Annotated in this window: 20 protein-coding genes; 7 read left to right on the forward strand and 13 right to left on the reverse strand. The window is 73.3% G+C overall.

The features are described 5' to 3' along the window. Positions 1-256: 256 nt before the first annotated feature. The gene (locus tag LUZ64_RS02865) at positions 257-1,264 is read left to right on the forward strand and encodes a small ribosomal subunit Rsm22 family protein (protein WP_095584586.1); all 1,008 of its coding nucleotides are present in this window, start codon (positions 257-259) and stop codon (positions 1,262-1,264) included. A 152-nt stretch (positions 1,265-1,416) separates the two neighbouring features. Here the strand turns inward: LUZ64_RS02865 and ddaH are convergent, their stop codons facing one another. Both ddaH and LUZ64_RS02875 read right to left on the reverse strand, forming a co-directional pair. Then, positions 1,417-2,265, reverse strand: a complete 849-nt coding sequence (gene ddaH, locus LUZ64_RS02870; RefSeq protein ID WP_338120265.1) for a dimethylargininase — start codon at positions 2,263-2,265, stop codon at positions 1,417-1,419. Positions 2,266-2,385: 120 nt separating this feature from the next. Continuing rightward, a complete protein-coding gene (locus LUZ64_RS02875) occupies positions 2,386-2,568 on the reverse strand; it encodes a DUF6243 family protein (protein ID WP_095584588.1) in 183 nt (60 codons plus the stop codon). A 116-nt stretch (positions 2,569-2,684) separates the two neighbouring features. On the opposite strand from LUZ64_RS02875, the gene LUZ64_RS02880 reads away from it, so the two are divergent. Both LUZ64_RS02880 and LUZ64_RS02885 read left to right on the forward strand, forming a co-directional pair. Continuing rightward, positions 2,685-3,293 (forward strand): TetR/AcrR family transcriptional regulator, encoded by a 609-nt coding sequence (locus LUZ64_RS02880; protein WP_095584589.1) that lies wholly within the window; start codon positions 2,685-2,687, stop codon positions 3,291-3,293. A gap of 156 nt (positions 3,294-3,449) precedes the next feature. Continuing rightward, positions 3,450-4,184 (forward strand): bifunctional DNA primase/polymerase, encoded by a 735-nt coding sequence (locus LUZ64_RS02885; RefSeq protein ID WP_095584590.1) that lies wholly within the window; start codon positions 3,450-3,452, stop codon positions 4,182-4,184. A 10-nt stretch (positions 4,185-4,194) separates the two neighbouring features. Here LUZ64_RS02885 and LUZ64_RS02890 read toward each other — a convergent pair whose 3' ends face one another. The 7 genes from LUZ64_RS02890 to LUZ64_RS02920 all read right to left on the reverse strand — a co-directional run bounded on the left by LUZ64_RS02890 (position 4,195) and on the right by LUZ64_RS02920 (position 11,735). Continuing rightward, entirely contained in the window at positions 4,195-5,235 is a 1,041-nt protein-coding gene (locus LUZ64_RS02890; RefSeq protein WP_248288029.1) for an SCO2278 family lipoprotein, read from the reverse strand. Next, entirely contained in the window at positions 5,135-6,097 is a 963-nt protein-coding gene (efeU, locus tag LUZ64_RS02895) for an iron uptake transporter permease EfeU (RefSeq protein WP_095584592.1), read from the reverse strand. The genes LUZ64_RS02890 and efeU overlap by 101 nt, the downstream gene beginning before the upstream one ends. A gap of 31 nt (positions 6,098-6,128) precedes the next feature. Next, positions 6,129-7,460, reverse strand: coding sequence for an iron uptake transporter deferrochelatase/peroxidase subunit (gene efeB / locus LUZ64_RS02900; RefSeq protein WP_095584593.1), 1,332 nt, complete (start codon positions 7,458-7,460; stop codon positions 6,129-6,131). Between the two features lie 8 nt (positions 7,461-7,468). After that, positions 7,469-8,599, reverse strand: coding sequence for an iron uptake system protein EfeO (efeO, locus tag LUZ64_RS02905; RefSeq protein ID WP_095584594.1), 1,131 nt, complete (start codon positions 8,597-8,599; stop codon positions 7,469-7,471). 147 nt (positions 8,600-8,746) lie between these two features. Continuing rightward, positions 8,747-9,571 carry a heme ABC transporter ATP-binding protein gene (locus tag LUZ64_RS02910; protein WP_095584595.1) on the reverse strand — a complete coding sequence of 275 codons (825 nt, stop codon included), beginning with the start codon at positions 9,569-9,571 and terminating at the stop codon, positions 8,747-8,749. Further along, positions 9,571-10,686: a FecCD family ABC transporter permease gene (locus LUZ64_RS02915; protein WP_095584596.1), complete on the reverse strand. Its 1,116-nt coding sequence runs from the start codon at positions 10,684-10,686 to the stop codon at positions 9,571-9,573. Before LUZ64_RS02915 ends, LUZ64_RS02910 begins: the two co-directional genes overlap by 1 nt. Beyond that, positions 10,683-11,735, reverse strand: coding sequence for a heme/hemin ABC transporter substrate-binding protein (locus LUZ64_RS02920; RefSeq protein WP_372471996.1), 1,053 nt, complete (start codon positions 11,733-11,735; stop codon positions 10,683-10,685). Before LUZ64_RS02920 ends, LUZ64_RS02915 begins: the two co-directional genes overlap by 4 nt. Before the next feature lie 130 nt (positions 11,736-11,865). Here LUZ64_RS02920 and LUZ64_RS02925 point away from each other — a divergent pair, with 130 nt between their 5' ends. Continuing rightward, positions 11,866-13,287 (forward strand): HtaA domain-containing protein, encoded by a 1,422-nt coding sequence (locus LUZ64_RS02925; RefSeq protein ID WP_095584597.1) that lies wholly within the window; start codon positions 11,866-11,868, stop codon positions 13,285-13,287. A 204-nt stretch (positions 13,288-13,491) separates the two neighbouring features. After that, the gene (locus tag LUZ64_RS02930; protein ID WP_095584319.1) at positions 13,492-15,078 is read left to right on the forward strand and encodes an HtaA domain-containing protein; all 1,587 of its coding nucleotides are present in this window, start codon (positions 13,492-13,494) and stop codon (positions 15,076-15,078) included. Between the two features lie 129 nt (positions 15,079-15,207). On the opposite strand, the gene LUZ64_RS02935 is transcribed toward LUZ64_RS02930, so the two are convergent. Together LUZ64_RS02935 and map are read right to left on the reverse strand one after the other, a co-directional pair. Next, positions 15,208-15,876 (reverse strand): biliverdin-producing heme oxygenase, encoded by a 669-nt coding sequence (locus LUZ64_RS02935; protein ID WP_095584318.1) that lies wholly within the window; start codon positions 15,874-15,876, stop codon positions 15,208-15,210. 186 nt (positions 15,877-16,062) lie between these two features. Then, positions 16,063-16,920, reverse strand: a complete 858-nt coding sequence (gene map / locus LUZ64_RS02940; protein ID WP_095584317.1) for a type I methionyl aminopeptidase — start codon at positions 16,918-16,920, stop codon at positions 16,063-16,065. Between the two features lie 99 nt (positions 16,921-17,019). Here map and LUZ64_RS02945 point away from each other — a divergent pair, with 99 nt between their 5' ends. Next, entirely contained in the window at positions 17,020-17,274 is a 255-nt protein-coding gene (locus LUZ64_RS02945; protein ID WP_095584316.1) for a hypothetical protein, read from the forward strand. 87 nt (positions 17,275-17,361) lie between these two features. On the opposite strand, the gene LUZ64_RS02950 is transcribed toward LUZ64_RS02945, so the two are convergent. Next, positions 17,362-18,738: an MFS transporter gene (locus tag LUZ64_RS02950; protein WP_372471995.1), complete on the reverse strand. Its 1,377-nt coding sequence runs from the start codon at positions 18,736-18,738 to the stop codon at positions 17,362-17,364. 94 nt (positions 18,739-18,832) lie between these two features. After that, positions 18,833-19,486: a hypothetical protein gene (locus LUZ64_RS02955; RefSeq protein ID WP_095581018.1), complete on the reverse strand. Its 654-nt coding sequence runs from the start codon at positions 19,484-19,486 to the stop codon at positions 18,833-18,835. Between the two features lie 135 nt (positions 19,487-19,621). On the opposite strand from LUZ64_RS02955, the gene npdG reads away from it, so the two are divergent. Next, positions 19,622-20,326, forward strand: coding sequence for an NADPH-dependent F420 reductase (npdG, locus tag LUZ64_RS02960; protein WP_095581017.1), 705 nt, complete (start codon positions 19,622-19,624; stop codon positions 20,324-20,326). Positions 20,327-20,329 lie beyond the last annotated feature (3 nt).

Here is a 20,329-nt window from a genome sequence, read left to right on the forward strand (position 1 = left end):
GTAGCCGCTTCCCAGCGGTAACCGTCTCCCGGCCGTGGCCGTGGCCGTAGCCGTGGCGGACGGATCGGCGGTCAGGCGCCCCCGGTCCCTTTCCCGATCCGATCCTCCTCGGGGACGGGCGCCGCCGGCCAGGAGACCAAGCCAGGAGACCAAGCCAGGAAACCGGGCCACGGGACCCGCCGGGTCCGTGCAGGGACCGGCCCCGGGCGGCCGCGCGCAGCGGCCGCCCGCGGCGGGGCCGCATAGACTCGTGCGAATGCACGCCCCCCATCCCCACTCCACCGGCGAGAACCCCCGCGCCGTCCTCGCCGAGCTCCTCGACGGCCTGCCGCCCCGGCAGGCCGCGCAGGCCGTCGAACGGCTGATCGCCAACTACCGGGGGCGCACCCCCACGCACACGCCGGTGCTGCGCGACCGCTCCGACGTCCTCGCCTACGCCGCCTACCGGATGCCCGCCACCTTCGAGGCCGTCCGGTCCGCGCTGGAGGCGTTCCGGGACGGGCTGCCGGACTGGGAGCCCGTCTCGCACGTGGACATCGGCGGCGGCACGGGCGCCGCGACCTGGGCGGTCGCCGCCGCGTGGGCCGAGGGGCGGCACCGCACCACCGTCCTGGACTGGGCGGAGCCCGCCCTCGCCCTCGGCGCGGAGCTGGCCCGCGGCGCCGGATCCGAGGCGCTGCGCACCGCGGAGTGGCGGCGCCAGGCCATCGGCCCCGGCCTCGTCCTGCCGGCCGGCACCGATCTCGTCACCGTCTCCTACGTGCTGGGCGAGCTCACCGAGGACGCCCGCCGGTCGGTCACCGACGAGGCGGCCCGCGCCGCCCGCGCCGTGGTCGTCATCGAGCCGGGCACCCCGGACGGCTATCTGCGGATCATCGAGGCGCGCGACCGGCTGATCGCGGCCGGCTTCCGGGTCGTCGCGCCCTGCCCGCACAGCGCGGCCTGCCCGATCGAGCCCGGCACCGATTGGTGCCACTTCTCGGCCCGGGTGAGCCGCTCCTCGCTGCACCGCCAGGTCAAGGGCGGCTCGCTGCCGTACGAGGACGAGAAGTTCAGCTACGTGGCGGCGGTGCGCGACCTGCCGGTGCCGGCCGCGCCCGCCCGCGTCGTCCGCAAGCCGCAGATCCGCAAGGGCCAGGTCCTGCTGGAGCTGTGCACCCCGGAGGACGGGCTCACCCGCGAGACCGTGACCAAGCGGCACGGCGCGCTCTACAAGATCGCCCGGGACACCGACTGGGGCGACACGTGGCCGCCTGAGGAGTGAGTGTCCCGGGGCGGCCGGCACGGCCGCCGGGGCCTACGCCCCGAAGGGGTTCCGCACGGGCCGGGCCTCCCGGGGCGGCCGGGGGGCTCGCGACCCCGGCGTTCCTCGGAGGCGAGTGGTCCTGGCGCTCCGCGCCCCCGCCCGACCGCTCGTCAGCGCAGCTCCTGCGTACAGCACTTCACGCTGCCGCCGCCCTTGAGCAGCTCGCCGAGGTCCAGCCCGATCGGCTCGAAGCCCCGCTCCCGCAAGGGGGCGAAGAGGCCCACGGCCGCCTGCGGAAGCAGCACGTGGCGGCCGTCGCACACGGCGTTGAGCCCGAGCGCGGCGGCGTCCTCCTCCGTCGCGATCAGGGCGTCCGGGAAGAGGTGCGCGAGGACGGCCCGGCTGCCCGCCGAGAACGCCCCCGGGTAGTACATGACCTCGTCGCCGTCGAGCACGGACAGCGCCGTGTCCAGGTGGTAGTAGCGCGGGTCGACCAGGTCGAGGCCGATGACCGGGCGGCCGAAGAACTCCTGGGCCTCGGGGTGCGACAGCGGGCTGCTGCGGAAGCCGCGGCCGGCGAGCAGCCAGGAGGTGGTGACGGCGAAGTCGCCCTCGCCCTCGTTGATGTGCTCGGGTTCGAGGACGTCGGCGTAGCCGTGGGAGCGGAACCACTCCGCGTGCACGGCGGCCTCGGCGGCTCGCTCGGGATGGGCGAAGCGGGCGCCGAGCACCCGGCCGTCCACGACGGTGGCGCCGTTGGCGGCGAAGACCATGTCGGGCAGGTCGGGCCGGGGGGTCAGCTCCTCGACGGTGTGGCCGAGGGAGCGGTAGCGGTCGCGCAGGTCCTCCCACTGGGCGAGGGCGAGCGGCAGGTCGACCGGTTTGGCCGGGTCCATCCACGGGTTGATCGAGTAGGTGACCTTGAAATGGGCCGGCGGGCACATCAGATAGCGCCGCGGGGCGGCTTCGCGCCGGGGGGTGGTCGTTCGCCGCGAAGCGGCTTCGGCACGTGGGGCGATACGCAAGGAGTGCTCCTCACGGTGACGTTGGGCACGTGCGGGGTGTCGCACGTGCCCAAATCGTCCTCGCTCCACGGCCTTTGGCGCATGAACCGTACGGGTGGTTTACCCGTGGCCCACTCACGCTCCGGCCGTTCCGTCCCGCCCTTCCCGCAACTTCCGCAGCAGCTCGCGCTTCTGGGCGTTCGCGTCCGTGCCGCCTCCCGCGCGCCCGCCGCGGCCGGCGCCCCGGAGCGCGCTCCGGGAGAGGTTGCTCCGGGTGCCGCCGACTCCGAGCATGTTTCCCGCGCTGCCCCTGCTCATGGGGTGCCCCTCTCTGTCAGGCGAGACGCGCTGTCTCGCTCTGCCCTCAAGATTGAACGAGACGTATCGTCTTGTCAAGACGATACGTCTCGCCTTCTTCTCGCTAGGATGCCGTTATGGTCAACAAGACGCCCGCCGCCAAGGCCCCCGACGCCACCCGCCGCAACGAGCGCTCCCGCCGCGCGATCCTCGACGCGGCCCTGGAGATCGTCGGCGAGGTCGGCTTCTCGAAGCTCACCATCGAGGCCATCGCCGCCCGCGCCGGCGTGGGCAAGCAGACCATCTACCGCTGGTGGCCCTCCAAGGCCGCGGTCCTCTTCGAGGCGTGCATGCCCGAGGGCCTGGACCCGCTCACGGTCGAGCTGCCGGACACCGGCGACATCGAGGCCGACCTCAAGACCGTCCTGCGCGGCACCGTGGACGAGCTCCGGAACCCCAAGCTGGAGGCCCCCACCCGCGCCCTGTCCGCCGAGACGCAGAACGACCCCGAGCTGGGCCGGCAGCTCACCGAGCGGATCCTGGAACCCCAGCTCCAGGCGTATGTGCGCCGGCTGCGGTCGGCCCAGGAGGCCGGGCAGATCGCCGCGGACATCGATGTGCGGATCGCCATCGAACTGCTGGTCGGCCCGCTCTTCCACCGCTGGCACACCCGCACCCTGCCGCTCACCCACGAGTACGCCGACACCGTCGCCGAGCTGGCGCTCCGCGGTCTGTCCCCCCGCTGAGACCGGTACCGGAACCGGCGCGGGAAGGACGCCGGACACCCCTCCCGGACGCGCGCGAGCGGTCCGTCTCACACCCTCCGGATACGTCCGACGGTCACACCAGGCGCAGGATGGTGGCAGCATTGACCGGAGACCGCGGTCGAAGTGAGGGGATAGATGGAACGCAAGAGCAGGTTCTCCCAGTGGCTGCGCCGTCCCAGGAGCGGAGCGGGCGGCGATACGGGCGCGGACGCGGCATCGGAGGCCGCCCGCGAAGAACTGCTCCTGGCCGCGGCGGCGGCGGGCTTCCCGCTGGCCCCGGCCGCCCACCCGTCCGGGTACGGCTGTTCCTGTGAGCGGATCGGCTGTCCGACCCCCGGTCGGCACCCCGTCTCCTTCGCCTGGCAGACCCTCGCGACCACGGACGCCGAGAAGGTCACCAAGTGGCTGCGCGCGCAGCCGGAGGCCAATTTCGTCACCGCCACCGGGATCGCCCACGACGTCCTCGACGTCCCCCTGGAAGCCGGGCGGCAGGCCCTGGCCCGGCTGACCGCGGCCGGTGTCGACGTCGGCCCCGTGGCCACGGTCGCCCCCGACCGCATGCTGTTCTTCACCGCCACCCGCGGCACCCCGGACGACGAGGACGAGTGGTGGCCGTGCGAGCTGGACTGCCACCCCGAGACCATGGACGAGCACCCCGGCCTGCGCTGGCACTGCCGGGGCAGCTATGTGCTGCTGCCGCCCTCGCGGGTGCCGGACGGCGCGGGCGTGGCCTGGCTCCAGGGCCAGGGCGCCGAGCGGCCGCTGCCCGACCCGCTGACGCTGCTGGAGACCCTCACCGACGCCTGCGCGCAGTACGCGGGCGAGCGCCCGGACCACCACGAATCCGCCGCCTGGCCGATCGGGCGCTGATCCGAGGACGTCAATCGCCCTTGACCGCGGTCACGCTCTCGATGCGGTTCAGGAAGACGATCTTCCCGTCGTTCTTCGGGTCGTTCTTCGAAGCGCCCCCGCCGGCCTTCCCGTCCGGCTTCCCGCCCGACTTCGCCCCCGTCGTCCCACCGCCCGGCGCAGGCGGGACCCGTACCGCCGACTCCGAGACCCGGGTGTAGGTCACCGACGTCTTCAGCTCGCCGGTCACCAGCGTCCGCGTCCGCGGGTCGGTGACCGCGGGCCGCAGCCCCTTGGCCATCGTCCGCCGCTCCCGGTGGTGGGCCGTGAAGAACACCAGCGCGCCGCCGTCCTCCGTGCGCAGCGCCGGCGTGGGGAAGTCGGGGGCCCGCTCGGGGACGTCGATGAACTCCGTCCAGAAGGTCGGGGTCCGCCGGAGCTTGTCCCGCTCCTCCCGCACCCCGCTGGTCCGCGGCCCCGGCGCGAAGGCGCCGCCCTCGCCGGTCCGCAGGAAGTCGGTGTACGCGCGGCTGACCGTCCCGGGATCCTTGGCCAGCCCGGTGTCCCGGCCCTCGGCGACGGGCACCGCCTCGGCGTATCCGTCCCCGTCGGTCGCGAACTCCGGCACCCTGTCGGGGCCGACGATCGACAGATAGCCGGCCCGCCACGGGTCCTTCGGCCCCTCGCGCAGGAACACCACGAGCCAGCGGTTGCGGTCGCGGTTGCTGCGGGTGTCGGCGAGGAAGAACTTCGGCCAGCCGGCCTGCTTGGGGACGGTGAAGCGCGCGTCGTCCAGGACCAGCGACGGATAGCGGGGGTTGCCGCCCGGGGTGAGGGCGCCCTGCGTCCTCATGTCCGCGTGGCCGATCTCGGCGAGGGGCCCGCTCTCGACCCGGTCGATGACCTTCGGGTCGAGCTCGCGGTACGCCTCGTTGTAGCCGTCCGTGAAGCGCTTGAGGATCTCCGGCGCCTCAGCCTTGTCCACCGCCGGCAGGATCTCCCGCTCGCCGTGCACCGTCACGCACCCGGTCACCGGCGCCAGCAGTGCCGTCAGCGCCGCCGTGGTGATCAGCGTGCGACGTGGCGGCCGGCGTCTCATGGGGCTTCGACTCCTCGGTGGCGGCTCGGTTCGCCGTCACCTTACCGGGGGCGAGGAACAGCAGCAGGGTGGGTACCAGATACAGCGCCCAGACCGCCACCTGGACCCAGGTCGGGTCCGGCTGGAAGTTGAAGACGCCCTTCAGCAGGGTGCCGTACCAGCTGTCGGCCGGGATCTGCTCGCTGACGTCGAAGGCCCGGTCGTGCAGGCCCGGCAGGAACTCCGCCTCCTGGAGGTCGTGGAAGCCGTACGCGAGCACGCCCGCCGCCACCACGACCAGCATCCCGCCGGTCCAGGTGAAGAACCTGGCGAGGTTGATACGCAGCGCGCCCCGGTAGAAGAGCCAGCCCAGCACCACGGCGGTGAGCAGGCCGAGGACCGCGCCGACGAGCGGACGTACGCCGTCGTCGGTGGCCTCCACGGCGGTCCAGACGAACAGCGCGGTCTCCAGGCCCTCGCGGCCCACGGCCAGGAAGGCGGTGACGACCAGCGCGGTGGTGCCCATCGCCAGGGCCGCGTCGAGCTTGCCGTGCAGCTCCCGCTTCAGGTGCCGCGCGGTCCTCCGCATCCAGAAGACCATCCAGGTCACCAGGGCCACCGCGACGATCGACAGCGAGCCGCCGAGCAGTTCCTGCGCCTCGAACGTCATGCTCCGCGAGCCGAACTGGAGCAGCGCGCCGAAGGCCATGCTCAGCAGCACGGCCGCGCCGATGCCGAGCCAGACGGGCGCCAGCGCGTCCCGGCGCCCGGTCTTCACCAGGTAGGCGACGAGGATGCAGACGACCAGACTGGCCTCCAGGCCCTCGCGCAGGCCGATCAGGTAGTTGCCGAACACGCGGCTTCCCCTTCCGTAGAAAGACCGTCGGTCAGGCGAACAGTGCCTTGCCCCACCAGTCGTCCCCGTCACGGACGCCCGGCGGGACGGCGAAGACCGCCGAGCCCACGTGCTGGATGTATTCGTTGAGCGCGTCGGTGCGCGCGAGCCTCGACTGGAGCGGGATGAACGCGTCCCGGACGTCCCGCTGGTAGGCGAGGAAGAACAGGCCGGCGTCCAGCCGGCCGAGGCCGTCGGTGCCGTCCGTGAAGGAGTAGCCGCGGCGCAGGATCGTCGCCCCGTTGTTGCTGTCGGGGTGGGCGAGGCGTACGTGGGCGTCCGGCAGCATCGCCTTGAGGCTGGGCTCGTCGCGCTCGCGCGTCCTGCCCACGGGGGCGCCCTCGGCCTTGTCCCGGCCGAAGATGTCCTCCTGCTCCTTGAGCGAGGTGCGGTCCCAGGTCTCGATGTGCATCCGGATGCGGCGCGCGACGACGTACGAGCCGCCGGTCATCCAGGCGGGGCCGTCCTTCTCGCCCACCCACACGTGCTTGTCGAGGGCGGCGGTGTCGGTGCCCGAGACGTTCCGGGTGCCGTCCTTGAAGCCCATCATGTTGCGCGGGGTCTGCGCGTCCGGGGTCGTCGAGGACGTCTTGCCGAAGCCCAGCTGCGACCAGCGGATGGCGACCTTTCCCATGCCGATGCGGGCGAGGTTGCGGATCGCGTGCACCGCGACCTGCGGGTCGTCCGCGCACGCCTGGACGCACAGGTCGCCGCCGCTGCGGGCGGCGTCGAGGTTGTCGCCGGGGAAGGCCGGCAGGTCGACCAGGGCCTTGGGCCGGCGGTCCCGGAGCCCGAAGCGGTCCTTGCCGTCCTTCTCGAACAGGCCGGGGCCGACGCCGAAGGTCAGCGTCAGGCGGGACGGCTTGAGGCCGAGCGCCTCGCCGGTGTCGTCCGGCGGGAGTTCGTCCAGGCCGCCCGTCGCGCCCTCGCCGACCTCGTGGCCCGCGGTCATCCGCGCGGCGGCGGCCGTCCACTCCCGGAGCACCTTGACCAGCGCGTCGCGGTCGGTGGTGGTCACGTCGAAGGCCGCGAAGTGCAGCCGGTCCTGGACGGCCGTGGCGATGCCGGCCTGGTGGGTGCCGTGGAAGGGCACGGCGTCGCCGGACAGCGCGGCCGGGCGGGCGTCGCCGCCGGTGCGCAGCGCGGCGGCGGTGCCCCCGGCGGCGGTCGCGCCGAGCGCGAGCCCGGCGCCGCCCCAGCCGAGCAGCGAGCGGCGCGAGGGGCCCGCGGGCGCCGGGGCGGCCTCGCCGCGCCCGGTCTCCGCCGTGCTCGCGTCCGCTGCCGGGTCCGTGGGGTCCGTGGGGTCCGTGGTCGGGTCCGTCATGGGGATGCCTACTTCACCACTGCGCCGGCGAGCTTGGACAGCGGCTCCGCCAGGGCGTTGACCGCGTCCGAGAGCTTCTTCCGGTCGTCCTTGCCGACGGAGTCGTACGCCTTGAAGCCGTCGCCCTCGCGGTAGTCCCCGAGCAGCTTCCGCAGCTCGGCGAACTGCTTGTCCAGCTCCTTGGCGAGCGCCGCGTCGTTCTTCGAGGCGACCGGCTTCAGCAGCTCGTACGACTTCTCGGCGCCCTCGACGTTGGCCTGGAAGTCGACGAGGTCGGTGTGGCTGTAGCGCTCCTCCTCACCGGTGACCTTGCCGGTGGCCACCTCGTCGAGCAGCTCCTTGGCGCCGTTGGCCATGCTGGTCGGGGTGATCTCGGCGGTGCCGACGCGCTTCTGCCAGTCCTTCAGGTCCGTCATCAGCTGGTCGGCCAGCTTCTTGTCGTCCTCGTCGATCTTCTTCTCGTCCCAGAGCGACTTCTCCAGCTTGTGCCAGCCGGTCCACTTCTGGTCCTTCTCCAGGCCGTCCTCGCGGACGTCGACCTTCGGGTCGATGTCACCGAAGGACTCCGCGACCGGCTCGGTGCGCTCCCAGCCGACGCGGGACGGGGCGTAGAGCTTCTTCGCCTCGTCGAGGTCGCCCTTCTTCACGGCCTCGGCGAACTTCTCGGCAGCGGGAATCGTCTCGTCGGCCTGCGCCTGGACGTACTTGCGGTATTCGGCGACCGCCTTGTCCAGTTCCGGATCGCTCTTCGGCGCCGCGCCCTCACCCTTGACGGTGATCTTCTGGCGAATGCCGTCGCCCTTCATTCCGGGCTTGCAGGCGATTTCGTACGCACCGGCCTTGATCGTCGCGGTGATCTCCGCCTTGGTGCCGGGGCCGATGTTCTCCCGCTCGGTGACGATGCGGTCGCCGGGGGCGTAGACGTAGACCTCGGTGACCTTCGAGCCCTTGTTCTCCACGGCTATCTTGACGTGGCCGGCCGGGAAGGAGGTCGTGGAGACCTCGCACTTGTCGTCCGTCGCCTTGACCCGGACCGTGTCCGCGCCCTTGGTGTCGGACTTCTCGGCGCAGCCGGACACGGCGGTCAGAGCCGTGGCCGCCGCGACGACGGCGACGGCGGAGGAGCGGAGGACGCGCATGAGGGGCTCCAGGCATGCTCGAAAGGGCGAAATGATCTTGGCTGAAAATGATCTGGCCGGATAAGGCCGCCCTAACTTATCTGAGGCTTCCCTATGTCGTTCCCGGAATGCCGAGTGATTCTGCTCTCATGAGGCAAAGATTTGTCCTTACCGTCTCGGTATCACCAGAGGTTCGCCGGTACGCGGATGATCAATTACCTCGACGGGCTGTGAATAGACCCGACTCAGGAGTTCCGGATCGAAGACCCGGCCGGGCGGGCCCTCCGCCGCGATCCGGCCCTCGTGCAGCACGGCCACCCGGTCCGCGTACGCGCCGGCCAGCCCCAGATCGTGCAGGACGATCACCACCGCGTCCCCCGCCGCCGCCCGTTCGCGGCAGACCCGCAGCACCAGTTCCTGGTGGCGCAGGTCCAGCGCCGCCGTCGGCTCGTCGAGCAGCAGCAGCGCGGCGCGCTGCGCCAGCACCCGGGCCAGGGCCACCCGGGCCCGCTCCCCGCCGGACAGCGCGGCGAAGGACCGGCCCGCGAAACCGGCCACCTCGGCGGCGGCCATCGCGGCCCGTACGGCCTCGTCGTCCGCCTCCGCCGCGGCGGTGCCCGCCCACGGCGCCCGCCCCATCCGGACGACCTCCTCGACGGCGAACGGGAACGACAGCTCGGCCGATTGCGGCAGGACCGCGCGCCGCAGGGCGAGTTCGGCCGCCGGCCAGGCGCCGGCCGGCCTGCCGTCGATCCGCACCTCGCCGGACTCGGCGGTCAGATCACCCGCCAGGGCGGCCAGCAGCGTCGACTTCCCGGCGCCGTTCGGGCCGACGAGCGCGAGCACCTCGCCCGCCGTGACGGTCAGGTCGACCTCGGACAGCACGGTGCGGCCGGCCAGCCGCACCCGCAGCGCGCGGGCCTCGGCCGCGACGGCGCCGAGCGCCGGCGCGGTGGGCAGCCGCCGGGCCCGGGCCCGGAAGAGCGAGCGCATCAGGCCCAGCCTCCTTGCTTGCGCCGCGTCCTGCGCAGCAGGACGAAGAAGAACGGGCTGCCCACGAGCGCCGTCAGCACACCCAGCGGAAGCTCCGCCGGCTGGGCGACCGTACGGGCCGCGAGGTCCGCCGCGACGAGCACCAGGGCGCCGCCCAGGGCGCTGCCCGGCACGAGGAAGCGGTGCCCCGGACCCGCCGCCATCCGCAGCACGTGCGGCACCAGCAGCCCGACGAATGTGATGACGCCGGAAACCGCCACCGCGGCCGCCGTGAGCAGCGCGACGACCAGCACCAGCGTCATGCGCAGCCGCTCGACGTCCACGCCCAGGTGCCGCGCCGGGCGCTCCCCGAGCGCGAGGAGGTCCAGCTTCCGCCCGTACAGCGGCGCGACGGCCAGGCCCAGGAGCGCGCACGGCAGGACGGCGAGCACCTTCGGCCAGGTCGCCTGGGCGAGCGAACCGAGCTGCCAGAAGGTGATCTGGGTGACCTGGGCGCTGTCGGCTACGAAGACGCCCAGGCCGACGAGCGCGCCGGCGAAGGCGTTCATCGCGATGCCGGTGAGGATGAGCGTGACCACCTCGGTCCGGCCGCCCGACCGCGACAGCGCGTACACCAGCAGGACCGTCACCAGACCGGCGGCGAACGCGCAGACCGTGACCGTCCAGTTGCCGAGGAAGTTCATGCCCAGCGCGATCGCGGCGACCGCGCCGACCGCCGAACCCATCGAGATGCCGATGACGCCCGGCTCGGCCAGCGGATTGCCGAACACGCCCTGCATCAGCGCGCCCGCGCACCCCAGCGACGCCCCGACGAGCAGGGCCAGCACCACCCTCGGCAGCCGTACGTCCCACAGCACGCTCTCGCCGACCCGGTCCAGCGTCGCGCCGCCGAGCCCCAGCCGGTGCAGGAAGGAGCCGAGCACGTCGCCGAGCGGGATGTCGTACGCGCCGTAGCCCGCGGACAGCAGGGCCGCGAACAGCAGGGCGGCGATCAGGGCGGCGGTGAGGAGCGCGGTGCGGCGGCCGCGGTGGCGCGCGGCGGGGGAGGCGCCGTCGGCGCTGCCGGCGGGCGCGCCCGGGACGGGGGCCCTGCCCGGGGATTTGAGGAGGCTCACCGCCGCTGCCCCTTCGCGTGGATCTGCTCGACGAGCGACTTGAGGACGGTGTCCGTGCGGGGCCCGAAGTTCAGCAGGACGCCGTCGTCGACGGAGGCGATCCGGCGGTCCAGGCCCGCCGGGGTCTGGCCGACGCCGGGGATCTTCAGCAGGCCGTCCACACCGCCGACCGAATCGAGCCCCTTGCTCATCACGAGGATGACGTCGGGGGCCGCCTTGGCGAGCGCCTCGCTGGTGAGCGGGGTGAAGTCCCGCTTCAGCCCGGACTCCTTCCCCGCGTCCACGCCGCCCGCCGCCTCGATCAGCGAGTCCGCGCCGGAGCCCGCGCCGCCGAGGAGGTATACGGAGGCCGAGCCGCGCAGGTAGAGGAAGGCGACCTTGGGCTTCGCGCCACCGGGAACGCCCTCACGGGCGGCGTCGATCCGGCCACGGGTCCGCTCGCGCAGCCGATCCCCGGCGGTACGGGCGCCGAGCGCGGCCGCCACCCGGTCGACGCGGGTACCGACGTCCTCCAGCTTCTTCGCCGGGTCGAGGACGACGAGCGGGACGCCCGCCGCCCGGATCTGGTCGACGGCCTCCGCGGGCCCGGTGGTGGTCTCCGCGAGGACGACGGTCGGCTTGAGGGAGAGCACGCTCTCCGCCGAGACGTCGTGCGCGCGGGTCACCACGGGCAGCTTCCTCGCCTGGTCGAAGGTGGCGGTGACATCCCGTGCGACGACGTGGTCGCCGAGGCCCAGAGCGAAGACGATCTCGGAGAGCGAGCCGGTGAGCGGCACGATCCGGTCGGTGGCGCGCACGGTGACCTCGTGCCCGTCGGCCGAGCGCACCGTGGCGGGGAGCCGCTGCTCCGGGGTGCCCGCGAGCGGCTCGACGCGGTCGGCCACCGCGGCCTTCCGCTCCCCGCCCCCGCCGCCCGTATCCGCCGGGGAACCGCAGCCGGCGAGACCCAGGAGCCCGAGAAGAACGGCCGGAAGTAGCAGCAGGGCGGCGCGTGTTGGGGTGCGGCGTGGGGTAGGTATCGCCGTACCCGCGGACTGCCGTTGATGCACGGTTCCTGCCTTTCGCTCCGGCCGGGGGTTTCCGACCTGATGGGACGTAGCTTAGGTTAGCCTTACCTAAATCGCCATGTGCCGAACGGTGCCTCGCGATGTCCGCCGTCCTGCCCGGAAGGGGCCTTCGATGCTGCCGTCCAGACCCGCCCGCGTCCCCGTCGTGGCACTGCTGGCGACGCTGCTGGCGGCCCTGGCACCGGCGGCCGGGGCCAGGGCGGCGGAGCGCGCCGAGGTCTCCGGCGGGCGGCTGGACTGGGGCGTCAAGTCCTCCTTCCAGAGCTATGTCACCGGACCGATCGCGAAGGGGAGCTGGGAGCTGCGGGGCGGCGCCGCCACCGTCGGCGACAACCGCTTCCGCTTCCACTCGGCCAAGGGTTCGTACGATCCCGGCGGCGGCTCGTTCGACGCGGCCTTCTCGGGCGGCGTGCACTTCACCGGCCACCGCAAGGACGACGGCACCCACGAGCTCGACCTCACCCTCGGCAACCCCGCCGTCCGGATCTCCGGCGGCAAGGGCACCCTCTACGCCGACGTGACGAGCAGGGCCAGGGGGAGCGGCGAGGTCACCACCGCCGGTCGGGTGCCCTTCGCCTCGCTCGACCTCTCCGGCGTGGACCTCCGGTCCGGCGGCACCGCCGTCACCCTCACGAACCTCCCCGCCACCCTCACCGAGCAGGGCGCGAAGGCGTTCGCCGGGTTCTACACCGCGGGCACCGCCCTCGACCCCGTCGGGCTCTCCGCCGACGTCGCGGCCGCCGCCGCGAAGCCCTCGCCCTCGTCCGGTGATTCCCCGTCCGGCGATTCCCCGTCCCGGGAGCCGGGGAAGAAGGGCGAGTTCACCGGGGCCGCCGTCGACTGGGGCGTCCGCCGCACCTTCCGCGAGTACGTCACCGGCCCGATCGCCCAGGGCTCCTGGAAGCTCGCCGACGGCGCCCAGGACGGTGGCGCGCTCTTCCGCTTCCCGCGCGGCAAGGGCACGTACGACGAGGGGGCCGGGTCCCTCGACGCCGCCTTCGAGGGCACGCTGCGCTTCACCGGGAAGCACCTCGACCTCACGCTCGCGGGCCTGCGGGCGGAGGTGAAGGACGGCGAGGGCACCCTGTCGGCGGATGTCGCCGGCGCCGGTGCGCACAGCGGGAAAAACGTTCCGCTGGTCACCTTCGACGCGTCCGGCCTGAGGGAGAAGGACGGCCTCGCCGCGGTCACCGAGGCCCCGGCGAAGCTGACGGCGCGGGGCGCCGAGGCGTTCGGCCGGATGTACCAGGAGGGCGCGGAGATGGACCCCGTCTCCCTCGCCGTCCCGCTCGACGGCCGGGCGAAGCTTCCTCCCCTGCCGGACCTGGGCAGCGACCCGAAGCCCTCGCCGTCGTCCGCCGCCCCGGCGCGGGCGGAAGCCTCGTCCTCCTCGTCTTCGTCCTCCTCTTTCCCGGTGCTCCCGGTCTCCCTCGCCGGGGCGGCCGCCGTGGCCCTCGCCGCCGCCGCGTTCGCCGTGGTCCGCGGGCGTCGTAGGGCGTCGGTGGACTCCACCGCGCCCGGCGCGGACGGCTGACCCGCACCCCCCAGACTCCGCGCCGGCCGCGGCCCCCCTCCTTCACCGCGCAGCGGCCGGCGCGGACCCCTCCCCCTCTCCGAGATCCCTCGGATCTCCTCCAGACCCCCCTCGGATCCCCCCCCAGTCCCCCCTCGGATCCCCCTGGATCCCCCCCCCGGATCCCCAGCCCCCCGTTTCCCACGAGAAGGAGGCACCCCCGTCATGACCGCCACTTCACACACCTCACGCACCTCGCGCCGCGCCCGCACAGGCCGGAGAGGCGCCCTCGCCGTCCTCGCCACGGCCACGGCGCTCGGCGCCACCGCCTTCGCGGTGCCGGCCCACGCGGCGGACGCGGCCGCGCAGGCCGGCGCGGCCCCGAAGGCCGCCCCGAAGTTCGAGATCACGGACGGCACGCTCGACTGGGGCGTGAAGGACCGCTTCCGGAAGTACCTGACCGGTCCGATCGCCCGGGGGAAGATCGAGGTCGCGGACGGCGCCAAGCAGGCGCCCAAGAACGGCCCGTTCACCTTCACCGGCGCCAAGGGCTCGTACGACAGCGCGACGCACGCGGTCGCCACCACCTTCAAGGGCAGCGTCCGCTTCCTCGGCCACCAGAAGCCCGACAAGAGCTGGGAGCTCGACATCCGGCTCGCGGACCTCAAGGTCACGACGGACGCCAAGTCCGGTGGCGAGAAGGGCGGCATCACCGCCGACGTCACGACCGGCGGGAAGACCCAGGACGACGTCCCGCTCGCCGCCCTCGACCTGTCGGCGGTCAAGCCCGGCGGCGGTGCGGGCGGTGCCGTCACGTACGCGAAGATCCCGGCGAAGCTGACGGCGGCCGGCGCGAAGGTGTTCCAGAACTACGAGGAGGGCGAGGCCCTCGACAGCGCCACGCTCTCCGTGAAGGTGGGCGCGGCGCAGAAGCCGGCCACGGGCGGCAAGCCCGGCTCGGGCATCAGCGCGGGCGGCGCGGCCGACGCGGCGGAGGCCGGCGAGGAGGCGGCCCCGCGGGACACGCCGGTCCAGAACCAGAAGCAGGTGGCGGGTGCGGCGGGCGCCGCCGACGTGTCGGCCAAGGGTGACAAGGTCGCCGCCGCGGGCACGGGCACGGTGAGCGGCGGCAATCTGGACTGGGGCGTGAAGGAGAAGTTCCGGAAGTACGTCACCGGTCCGATCGCCAAGGGGAAGGCAGAACTCTCCGGCGGGGCCCAGCAGTCCGGCAGCGCCTACCGGTTCGTCAAGGGCCACGGTTCGTACGACGCGTCCGCCTCCTCGCTCGACGCGGCCTTCGACGGCGCGGTCCGCTTCACCGGCCACGAGGGCAAGCTGGACCTGAAGCTCAGCGACCTCCGCGTCAAGGCGAAGGGCACCACGGGCACGCTCACCGCCGACGTCTCCACCAAGGAGCTCTCCTCGGGGAACGTCGTCAACAGCGACGACCTGCCGCTCGCGACCCTGAAGCTGCCCGCCGGAGCGCTCACCGCGAAGAACGGCGTGGTGACCCTCTCCGCCGTCCCGGCCACGCTCACCCAGCAGGGCGCGAAGGTCTTCGAGAACTACGAGGCCGGCGAGGCCCTCGACCCGGTGACGCTGTCGGCGACGACGGTCCCGGGCGCGAAGCCGCCGGCCGGCGGTGCCGGTACGGGCGGCGGTGGCGTGACGGGCGGCACCGGTTCCGCGTCCCTCGCGGCGACGGGCGCCGACACGCCGACGGGCCCGCTGCTGGGCGCGGCGGGCGCCCTGCTGCTCGCGGGCGGCGGAGCGATCTACGCGACCCGCCGCCGGAAGACCGCGCGGGGCTGACCCCGCACCCGGGGCCCGGCCCCGGGCCCCGGCATCCGAACGCCGGACGGGCCGAGTCGGCCCGTCCGGCGTTCGAGGTGGCACCGTGTGTCGGTGTGGAAGGCACGGGGGCGTCGGCCCCCGCGGCCGCTACGCGCTGAGCGGGAACTCCCGGCCCAGTTCCTGGAAGACCGCCGTGTTCAGCGCGAACGCGCGCTTGCACTCGTCGATCACCCGCTGCTTCTCCAGGTCGTCCACCGGCAGCGCGTCCAGCAGCTCGCGGTACTCCCGCTTGAAGGCCGCGGGGTTGCCGATGGCCTCGAAGACGTAGAAGCGGACGCCGTCGCCCTTGCGGGTGAAGCCCCAGGTCTTCTCGGCGGTGCCGCGGATGATCTGGCCGCCGGAGAGGTCGCCGAGGTAGCGCGTGTAGTGGTGGGCGACATAGCCGGCGGGCCAGTCGCGGGCGCACTCGGCGACGCGGGCCGCGTAGGCCTCCGTGGCGGGCAGCGGGCGCAGGGCCGTCCGCCAGCCGGGGCCGCCCAGGTGGGTCAGGTCGCGCTCCAGCTCCGCGGTGCGGGCCAGCTCGGGTCGTATGAACGGGCCCGCCACGGGGTCGGCCGCGAGGGCCGCGGCCGACGGGCCGCCCTCCAGGGCGCGGTAGACGAACCACAGCTGCTCGGTGTACCGGCGGTAGGCGTCGACGCCGAGCCGGCCGCCGAGCATGTCGCTCATGAACGACGAGTTCTCCGCCTGGGTGTGCTGCTCGTGCGAGGCGGTGCGGATCAGGGTGGAGAACGGCGTGGTAGCGGGCGCGTCCAAGGCGGACCTCCGGAGACCGAGGGAGCGGGAGAGCGGGAGGGGACGGGGAGGGACGCGGGCAGGGAGCTGCCGCGCCACCGTCGCCGATTCTCTCTAGTTAGGCTTACCTAAGTCAATTGGTTCCCGACGGGCTGTCGGTAAAAACCTTACCGCCCGGGACGCCGCCCGGCAGGGTTTCCGGCCGGATCACGGCAGCGTGAGGATCTCCGCCCCGCTGTCCGTCACCACCAGCGTGTGCTCGAACTGCGCCGTCCGCTTCCGGTCCTTGGTGACGACCGTCCAGCCGTCCTCCCACATGTCGTACTCGTGCGTCCCCAGGGTCAGCATCGGCTCGATCGTGAACGTCATGCCCGGCTGGATGAGCGTGTCGTGGTGCGGGCTGTCGTAGTGCGGGACGATCAGGCCGGAGTGGAAGGACGAGTTGATGCCGTGGCCGGTGAAGTCACGGACGACCCCGTAGCCGAAGCGCTTGGCGTACGACTCGATGACACGGCCGATGACATTGATCCGGCGGCCCGGCTTGACGGCCTTGATCGCCCGGTTCAGCGCCTCGCGGGTGCGCTCGACGAGCAGCCGGGACTCCTCGTCGACGCCGCCGCACAGGTAGGTGGCGTTGTTGTCGCCGTGCACACCGCCGATGTACGCCGTCACGTCGAGGTTCACGATGTCGCCGTCGCGCAGCACGGTCGAGTCCGGGATGCCGTGGCAGATGACCTCGTTGAGCGAGGCGCACAGCGACTTGGGGAAGCCGCGGTAGCCGAGCGTCGAGGGGTAGGCGCCGTGGTCGCACATGTACTCGTGGGCGACGCGGTCCAGCTCGTCGGTGGTGACGCCCGGCGCGATGAGCTTCGCCGCCTCCTCCATCGCCCGCGCGGCGATGCCGCCCGCGATCCGCATCCGCTCGATCGTCTCGGCGTCCTGGATCTCGGGACCGGTGTAAGGGGTGGGAGCGTCCTTGCCGACGTACTCGGGGCGAGTGATCGAGGCGGGGACGGGGCGGGTGGGGGAGAGGGTCCCCGGGCTGAGAAGCGACTGGCCAGACATGTCAGCGAGTGTAGCCAGGGCGTATCGGGGACCATGTGGGCGAGAGCGGTCGAGAGGCCACCCGCACGCGCGGGGGCGCAGGACGCGAGGGAGACCAACATGGCGCTGTTCAAGAGGCGGACCGAGGGCAAGCCGGGCGAGTGGTACTACTGCCTCAAGCACGGGACGGTCGAGGAGGGCCCCCAGTGCCGCGCCGCGGACCGCTTCGGACCGTACGCGACCCGCGAGGAGGCCTCCCACGCGATGGAGACGGCCCGTGAGCGGAACGAGGAATGGCGCGACGACCCGCGCTGGAACGACAACGACAACGACAGCGACAACGGTGGCAGCGGCGGCCCGGAGCGCAAGGGATAGGGCGCCCGGAGGGCCCCGCCCGTCCGGGGCGGGACCCTTCGAGGGCGGTGCCGGTGCCGCACCGGCACCGCCCGCAGGCCCGCCGGGTCACGCCGCCTCCGCCACCGCCTCGGCCGCCTTGCGCGCCCGCATCCGGACCGCGTGCTCGTCCGTCCGCGCGTCGTACGACATCAGCTTCGGCAGCGCCGTGGCCAGCAGCCCCACCGAGGCCAGGCAGGCCAGGCCGCCCGCCCACACCGACGCGCGGACGTTCGTCAGCGAGGCCATGCCGCCCGCGCGGACCTGGCCGAGCTGCGGGCCCACCGAGTACGAGAGCATCTCGATGCCCGCGAGCCGGCCGCGCAGCTCGTCCGGGATCGTCTGGTCCCAGATGGCGGACCGGAAGAGCCCGCTGACCATGTCGCAGCCGCCCGCCACGGCCAGGAACAGCAGCACCAGCCAGACGTTGTGCATCCACCCCGCCACCGCCATGGCCGCGCCCCAGCCGGCCGCCGCGTAGACGACCATCCGGCCGTGCCGGTGCACCCGGGAGGCCCAGCCGCTGGTCAGGCTCACCACCAGGGAGCCGACGGCGCCGGCCGCGTACATCAGGCCCAGTGCCCAGGGCGCGTCCAGGTCGTCCGCGAGGAACGGGAAGATCGCGGTGGGGAACGCGAACAGCATCGCCACCATGTCGATCGCGTACGTGCCGAGCAGCTCCTTGCGGCTCCACGCGTACCGACCGCCCTCCAGGATCCCGCGCAGCGACGGCTTCTCCGCCTCGCGCGGCGCGGGCGAGGGCGCGAGCCCCAGCAGCAGCGCGCCGGAGATCACGTACGAGGCGATGTCCAGGGTGTACGCCCACTCCAGGCCGGCGAAGGCGATGAGCAGGCCCGCCAGCGACGGGCCCGCGATCGCGCCCACCTGCCAGCGCATCGAGTTCAGGGCGATGGCCGCGGGCAGCTGCTCGTGCGCGACCACCCGGGGCACGATCGCCTGCATCGCCGGGCGCTGGAGTCCCGCCAGGGCGCTGGTCAGCGCGGCCACCACGTACAGCGGCCAGACCATCGGCTTCGGCAGCAGCGTGTTGAGCAGCAGGATCGCGGACAGGACGCCGAGGCCCAGCTCGGTCCACAGGATCAGCTTGCGGCGGTCCACGGCGTCGGCGAGCGCGCCGCCGTAGAGCCCGAAGACGATCAGGGGGACGAGCTCGACCGCGCCGACCGCGCCGACCGCGAGCGCCGATCCGGTGAGCTCCTTGAGCTGGAGCGGGACGGCGACGAAGGTGAGGAACGTGCCGAACACGGTCACCAGCCCCGCCAGCCACATCCGGCGGAAGTCCCGGGAGGAGTGCCACGGGGCGAGGTCGGGCAGCAGGGCGCGGAGGCGCCCGGACGGCTCGGGGGTGCCGGAAGACGTGGGGGACGCGGGGGAATCAGGGGAAGACGGGGGCGCGGGGGAGGAGGGGGGATCGTGCTCAGTCACGGAGGACCATGGTCCATATATGGATGATCGTGAGCAAACGATTTTCCTCGGTATGGAGCTCGGTATGGAGACGGAGACGGCAGCCGTGGCCCGCCTACCAGCGCGGCGGCGGAGGCGCCGTCAGCTGGTCCGCCAGCCGGGCCAGCCGGTCCCGGAAGCGCCGCCGGCCCCGCGCCGACGGCAGGCTGTTCTCCCCGGCGGCCGCGCTGACCAGATGCTGCACGGTGTCGAGGTCGAGCTCCGTCGCCGTCGAACCGTAGGGTTCGGCACAGACCGCGGACGCCGCCGGCGCGGCCAGCGCGTCATGCGCCAGGGCCCGCAGCTCGGCGCCCGCGCCTTCGTCCGGGGCGCCGTCCAGGGCGAGGACCGTGGCCCCGCCGCGCCGGGCGTCGTGCACCCGCTCCAGGAGCCCCTCCCCGGGCTGCCCGGCCGCCACCACCAGCAGCGTCTCGCCTCGGCGCACCGCCTCCAGCCTGCCCAGCCCGACCGACAGGTGCGCGGGCACGCCCGCCGGGACCCGGTGCCGCACAAGGGTGGGGGAGATCTCGGGCAGCCCCGCCCAGGCCGCCTCGTCGTCCAGGTGGGCGGCCAGGTGCCACGGCTCGTACTCCTCGGTGCCGACGAGCAGCAGCCCGCCGTGGTGACGCGCGACCGAGCCCCGCAGCGTCCCCGCGAAACGGCGCGTGGACCGCAACCATTCGGTCCCGGCGAGTACTTCGCGCAGCAGCGCGACACGTACGGCGTCCATGGACCGCCATCCTGCCCCGGCCGCCGCCCCGGCCGGACGGATTCCGGGACCCCTCACCCGTACGGGCCCGCCGGTGGTGCCGCGTGGCGCCGAGCCCCTCGGTACCGGCCGGTAGGGCGTGACAGTATCGCTGTCATGACTACTTCTGACGACGTGAAGAAGGCCCCGGCGAAGGACCCTTGGGACCTTCCGGATGTGTCCGGACTCGTGGTGGGTGTCCTCGGCGGCACCGGCGACCAGGGCCGCGGCCTGGCCTACCGGCTGGCCAAGGCGGGCCAGCAGGTGATCATCGGTTCCCGTGCCGCCGACCGCGCGCGGACCGCGGCCGAGGAGCTGGGCCTCGGCGTCGAGGGCGCCGACAACGCCGAGTGCGCCCGGCGCAGCGACATCGTGATCGTCGCCGTGCCGTGGGACGGCCACGCCAAGACCCTCGAAGGGCTGCGCGAGGAGCTCGCGGGCAAGCTCGTCATCGACTGCGTCAACCCCCTCGGCTTCGACAAGAAGGGCGCCTACGCGCTGAAGCCGGAGGAGGGCAGCGCCGCCGAGCAGGCCGCCGCCCTGCTGCCCGGTTCGCGGGTGACCGCCGCCTTCCACCACCTGTCCGCCGTGCTGCTCTCCGACCCGGAGATCGCCGAGATCGACACCGATGTGATGGTCCTGGGCGAGTCCCGCGCCGACACCGACCTCGTACAGGCCCTGGCCGGCCGTATCCCCGGCATGCGCGGCGTCTTCGCGGGCCGGCTGCGCAACGCCCACCAGGTGGAGTCGCTGGTGGCCAATCTGATCTCGGTCAACCGCCGGTACAAGGCCCACGCGGGCCTGCGCGTCACCGACGTCTGACGG

The sequence above is a fragment of the Streptomyces albireticuli genome (assembly GCF_021228125.1).
Lineage (GTDB): Bacteria > Actinomycetota > Actinomycetes > Streptomycetales > Streptomycetaceae > Streptomyces > Streptomyces albireticuli.